Annotated in this window: 4 protein-coding genes and 1 pseudogene; 2 read left to right on the forward strand and 3 right to left on the reverse strand. The window is 68.3% G+C overall.

Annotated features, from left to right (window positions below):
- Positions 1–218, reverse strand: a pseudogene (locus tag AC1DU6_RS19285) (hypothetical protein); the annotation flags it as partial.
- A gap of 76 nt (positions 219–294) precedes the next feature.
- Between AC1DU6_RS19285 and AC1DU6_RS19290 the strand changes: the two are divergent.
- The gene (locus AC1DU6_RS19290) at positions 295–435 is read left to right on the forward strand and encodes an adenylyl-sulfate kinase (protein WP_477858953.1); all 141 of its coding nucleotides are present in this window, start codon (positions 295–297) and stop codon (positions 433–435) included.
- Entirely contained in the window at positions 432–2,024 is a 1,593-nt protein-coding gene (locus AC1DU6_RS19295; RefSeq protein ID WP_477858955.1) for a tetratricopeptide repeat-containing sulfotransferase family protein, read from the forward strand. Before AC1DU6_RS19290 ends, AC1DU6_RS19295 begins: the two co-directional genes overlap by 4 nt.
- A gap of 77 nt (positions 2,025–2,101) precedes the next feature.
- On the opposite strand, the gene gyrB is transcribed toward AC1DU6_RS19295, so the two are convergent.
- Both gyrB and dnaN read right to left on the reverse strand, forming a co-directional pair.
- Positions 2,102–4,651: a DNA topoisomerase (ATP-hydrolyzing) subunit B gene (gyrB, locus tag AC1DU6_RS19300; protein WP_457353512.1), complete on the reverse strand. Its 2,550-nt coding sequence runs from the start codon at positions 4,649–4,651 to the stop codon at positions 2,102–2,104.
- Between the two features lie 95 nt (positions 4,652–4,746).
- On the reverse strand, positions 4,747–5,283 hold a 537-nt coding region (gene dnaN, locus AC1DU6_RS19305; protein WP_477858957.1), incomplete at its 5' end, for a DNA polymerase III subunit beta.

A 5,283-nucleotide genomic window follows, 5' to 3' on the forward strand; every position in this document is an offset into this window, starting at 1 on the left:
CCCATCAGCATCGTGAAGACCTTGTCCGCCTCGATGGCGTCGTCGATCTGCACGCGCAGCAGGCGGCGCACGGTGGGGTCCATGGTGGTTTCCCAGAGCTGCTCGGGGTTCATCTCGCCCAGGCCCTTGTAGCGCTGGCGGCCGACGGCCCCCTCGGCTTGCTGCATGAGCCAGGCCATGGCGGCGCGGAAGWCTTCGACTTTGCTTTCCTTGTCCTTGTCATCGCTGGCTCGCGGGAGACGCATCGCGGCGACAGCCGCGGAGCCCGCCGCGCGCGGCGCCACAATCCGCCGCATGATTTCACGACCCGTTCCCGATGAACGCGGCGGCAAACCGTCGCCACGCGCCGCAGTGCTCTGGCTGACCGGCCTGCCCGGCGCCGGCAAGTCCACGATCGCACAGGCGGCGGCGCGTCTCGTCGCGAGGCTGGCATGAAGCGCGCCGTGTCGAGCGATCCGCTGCACGGGCTGAAGCCTGCCGACGTGCAGCAGCTGGCCCGCGCCACGCAGGCGCTGCAGGCGGGCGACCGCATGTACGCGGGGGTGCTGCTGCTCGATCTGGCGCGCAGCGCGCCGGAGCACCCGGAGGTCTTGCGCCTGCGCGCGGTCTGCCGCGCCGGCGACGACGACTGGGAAGGCGCAACGCAGGACCTCGCGCGCGCGCTCGCGCAGCGGCCCTGGGACTTCGACCTCCGCTCGCAGCTCGCGGCCGCGCAGGAGCACGCGCATGACCACGCTGCGGTGGTCGCGACGCTGCGCGAAGGCGAGGCCCACGCGACGACATCGGCCGACTGGCTGGGGCTGTCGTTCGAGCACGACAACGCCGGCGAGCCGGCGGCGGCGTACGGCGCCGTGCAGCGCGCCGTCGAGCTTGACCCGGCGGCGCCGCTCGCCCGGCTGCAACGCGCACGCTGCGCCACGGCGCTCGGCCACGGTGATGTCGCGGCCGCGGATTGCCGGCACCTGATCGCGCGCGGCGAGCTGGTCGCGCACGCGTGGTTCACGCTGGCCGACCTGAAGGTCCTGCCGATGACCGCCGACGAGCTGGCGCAGCTCGAGGCGAAGGCCGCCGCGCCGCCGGCGACGATGCCGGCGGAGGAACGGCTGTTCCTGCGCTTCGCCCTCGGCCACGGGCTGGAGAACGCGGGCCGGCACGCCGACGCGTTCCGGGTCCTGTGCGCGGCGAACGATGCGGCGCGCGCCTCGCGGCCATGGGACGCCGCGGCATTCGCGCGCCACGTCGACGCGATCCGCGCCGCGTTCGCCGGCGCGTCGCCGCCGCCGCAGGACGGGCCGGGGCGCGAGGTGATCTTCCTCGTCGGGCTGCCGCGGTCGGGGACGACACTCGTCGAGCAGATCCTCGCGAGCCACTCGCAGGTCGAAGGCGCGAGCGAGCTGCCGTACCTGCCGCAGCTGCTCGACGCCGAATCTCGCCGGCGCGGCAAGCCGTTCCCGGCCTGGGCCGCCGATGCCAGCGACGCTGACTGGCGGCGGCTCGGCGACGCCTACTTGCGGGCGAGCGCGCGCTGGCGCACCGGCAAGCCAATCGCCACCGACAAGCTGCCCGAGAACTGGCTCTATGCCGGCGCCGTGCTGCGCATGCTGCCCGGGGCTCGCATCATCGACTGCCGCCGCGACCCGGTGGAGACTGCGTGGTCCTGCTACAAGCAGCTCTTCGGGCCGGGCATGGTGCACTTCACGTACAGCTTCGACGGGCTCGCGGCGTACTGGCGCGCCTACGAAGCGCTCGCCCGCTTCTGGGCCGAGCGGTACCCGGGCCGCTTCGTCGTGCAACGGTACGAGGACCTCGTCGCCGACCCGAACGCGGGCATCCACGCGCTGCTGGCCGCCTGCGGCCTCGACTTCGAGCCGGCCTGCCTGCGCTTCCACGAGACGGCGCGCGCGATCCGCACGCCGAGCGCGCTGCAGGTGCGCCAGCCGATGCGCGCCGCGTCGACGCCGGGGCAGCGCTACGGCCCGCTGCTCGACCCGCTGCGCGATCGTTTCGCCGCGACAGGGGGGTGACCGGCCCGGCCACCGCCGACGACGCCCCAGCGTCTGACGCTTAGGGGATGCGCCTCACGCTACAACGAACGTAAACGTCAAACGTCGATGTTGCCCGCGCGCAAGGCGTTGGTTTCGATGAAGTCGCGCCGCGGCTCCACCTCGTCGCCCATCAGCATCGTGAAGACCTTGTCCGCCTCGATGGCGTCGTCGATCTGCACGCGCAGCAGGCGGCGCACGGTGGGGTCCATGGTCGTTTCCCAGAGCTGCTCGGGGTTCATCTCGCCCAGGCCCTTGTAGCGCTGGCGGCCGACGGCGCTTTCGGCTTGCAGCATCAGCCAGGCCATGGCGGCGCGGAAGTCGTCGACCTTGCTTTCCTTGGCCTTCTCGCCCTCGCCCTTGCGCACGATGGCGCCGGCCTGGATGAGGCCTTGGAAGCTGAGGCCCGCGTCGGCCAGCACTTCGTAGTCGGCGCCGTGCACGAAGTCGGCGTGGATGACGCTGGCGCGCACGTTGCCGTGGTGGGTGCGGGCGATCTTCAGGAAGAACTTGTCGGTGCGCGGGTCGGTCTCCACCGTCACCAGCGCGTCGTGCAGCAGGCCCTTGAGGCTGGCGGCGCTGGCGTCGGCGTCCTCGTGGGTGTCAAGCTTGAGGGCCAGGCCGTTGGCCAGCACGTGCAGGGCTTCGATGTCCATCCAGTTGGACAGGCGCGCGATGACGGACTGCGCGGCCACGTATTTGCGGGCCAGCGTGTCGAGGGTGTCGCCCTTGAGGGTGTTGCCGGTGCCGGTGTCCAGGCTGGCGTCTTGCAGCGCGACCTTGAGCAGAAAGCTGTCGAGCTCGGGCGCATCCTTCAGGTATTGCTCGTGCTTGCCGACCTTGACCTTGTACAGCGGCGGCTGGGCGATGTAGATGTGGCCGCGCTCGCAGAGCTCGGGCATCTGGCGGTAGAAGAAGGTCAGCAGCAGGGTGCGGATGTGGGCGCCGTCCACGTCCGCGTCGGTCATGATGATGATGCGGTGGTAGCGGAGCTTGTCGGGGTTGAAGTCGTCGCCGCCCGCGCCGCGGCCGATGCCGGTGCCCAGGGCCGTGATCAGCGTCAGGATTTCATTGCTGGTCAGCAGCTTCTCGTAGCGGGCCTTTTCGACGTTCAAGATCTTGCCGCGCAGGGGCAGGATGGCCTGGAACTTGCGGTCGCGGCCCTGCTTGGCCGAGCCGCCGGCGGAGTCGCCCTCGACGATGTAGATCTCGCACAGCGCCGGGTCTTTTTCCTGGCAGTCGGCGAGCTTGCCGGGCAGGCCCAGGCCGTCGAGCACGCCCTTGCGGCGCGTCATCTCGCGGGCCTTGCGGGCGGCTTCGCGGGCACGGGCGGCGTCGAGGATCTTGCCGCAGATGATCTTGGCGTCGGTGGGGTTCTCGAGCAGGTAGTCGGTCAGCAGGCGGGAGACGATGTCTTCCACCGGGCCGCGCACTTCCGAGCTGACGAGCTTGTCTTTCGTCTGCGAGCTGAACTTGGGCTCGGGCACCTTGACGCTGACGACGCACGCGAGGCCTTCGCGCATGTCGTCACCGGCTACTTCGACCTTGGCCTTCTTGGCCAGCTCGTTGTCATCGATGTATTTGTTGATGACGCGGGTCATCGCGGCACGCAGGCCGGTCAAGTGGGTGCCGCCGTCGCGCTGCGGGATGTTGTTGGTGAAGCAGAGGACGTTCTCGTTGAAGCCGTCGTTCCACTGCATCGCCACTTCGACGCCGATGTTGGTCTGCTGGTCGCTCATCTTGTCGCCCTGGGCGTGGAAGATGTTCGGGTGCAGGGTGGTCTTGCCCTTGTTGATGAACTCGACGAAGCCCTTCACGCCGCCGGCATAGGCGAAGTTGTCTTCCTTGTTGTTGCGCTCGTCGACGAGGCGGATCTTGACGCCGTTGTTCAGGAACGAGAGCTCGCGCAGGCGCTTGGCGAGGATGTCGTAGTGGTAGTCGTTGTTCTCTTTGAAGATCTCGGTGTCGGGCAGGAAGTGGACTTCCGTGCCGCGCTTGTCGGTCTCGCCGATGACCTTCATCGGGCTGGTTTCGAAGCCGTTGACCATGACGATCTCGCGGTCCTGCGGGATGCCCTTGGCGAACTCCATGAAGTGCACCTTGCCGTTCTGGCGCACGGTCAGGCGCAGGAACTTGGACAGGCCGTTCACGCAGGACACGCCCACGCCGTGCAGGCCGCCCGAGACCTTGTAGCTGTTCTGGTTGAACTTGCCGCCGGCGTGCAGCTCGGTCAGCGCGATCTCGGCGGCCGAGCGCTTGGGCTCGTGCTTGTCGTCCATCTTGACGCCGGTGGGGATGCCGCGGCCGTTGTCGATGACGGAGATGGAGTTGTCGGTGTGGATGGTGACGACGATGTCGTCGCAGTGGCCGGCCAGGGCCTCGTCGATGGAGTTGTCCACCACTTCGAACACGAGGTGGTGCAGGCCGGTGCCGTCGGAGGTGTCGCCGATGTACATGCCGGGGCGCTTGCGCACGGCTTCCAGGCCTTCCAGGATCTGGATGGAATCGGCGTCGTACACGGCGCCCGATTTGGCCTCGGCCGCGGCGGCCGCCTGCTGGTTGGCGTTCAGGCCATCGGGGTGGTCGGCACTGCTGGAAACATCACTCATCGGGAACTCTCTCTCACTCGCGGGCGACAAATTCATCGCCCTTTAAAAGCACTGAAGCGGGCCGAAGCCCGCTGTGTCCAAGCCAGGGTGCTGGCTCAGATTCGCATCGGCATCACGACGTACTTGAAGCCGATGGTGTCGGGGATGGTCAGCAGCGCGCTGCTGGCGCTGTCGTTCAGGTCGATGCAGACCATGTCCTGGCTCATGTTGGCCAGGGCGTCCATCAGGTAGGTGACGTTGAAGCCGGTTTCGATCTTGTCGCCGGCGTAGTCGATCTCGATCTCTTCCTTGGCCTCTTCCTGCTCGGCGTTGCTGGACGCGATGGACAGCAGGCCCGGCTCGAAGGTCAGGCGCACGGCCTTGAACTTCTCGCTGGTCAGGATGGCAGCGCGCTGCAGGCTGCTCAGCAGCGGCGCGCGGCCCAGCGTCAGGCGGAACTTGTGGCTCTTGGGGATGACGCGGTTGTAGTCGGGGAACTTGCCCTCGACCAGCTTGGTGACGAACTCCATGCCGCTGAAGCTGAACTTGGCCTGGTTGCCGGCAAAGCGCATCTCGATGGCGTCATCTTCCTTGCCGTCCTTCAAGAGGCGCTGCAGTTCCAGCACGGTCTTGCGCGGCAGGATGACTTCCTG

Source organism: Roseateles sp. P5_B10 (genome assembly GCF_056400485.1).